Source organism: Leifsonia sp. SIMBA_070 (genome assembly GCF_046534635.1).
Lineage (GTDB): Bacteria > Actinomycetota > Actinomycetes > Actinomycetales > Microbacteriaceae > Leifsonia.
The window spans coordinates 1-279 of sequence record NZ_JAWRYK010000179.1 but is presented as its reverse complement, the minus strand read 5'-3'; the positions used below and the strand labels follow the sequence as shown (position 1 = coordinate 279).

Genomic DNA, 279 nt, shown 5'->3' with positions numbered 1-279 from the left:
CCAACCGCTACCAGGCCGCGCAGACCCGGCTGGCGAAGTTCCTCGAAGCGGGCCCGCCCGAGGCCTTGCCGATCGAGCAGAACGTGTTGATGCGGCTGCGCGGTGGACGCACCGCCAAGCGCGCCGTCGTCGCGCAGAAGCTGGAACTGACCGGCCTGATGAAGCCCTTCAGCACCGAAATCTGGTTCGGCGACCGGGTGGGCGTGCTGGGCTCCAACGGCTCCGGCAAGTCGCACTTCCTGCGCCTGCTGGCCGCCGGCGGCACGGATCCGGAGAAGG

General features: G+C 69.9%; 1 pseudogene. It reads left to right on the top strand.

The features are described from left to right. A pseudogene (locus SB754_RS19915) lies at nucleotides 1-279 on the top strand (ABC transporter ATP-binding protein); the annotation flags it as partial.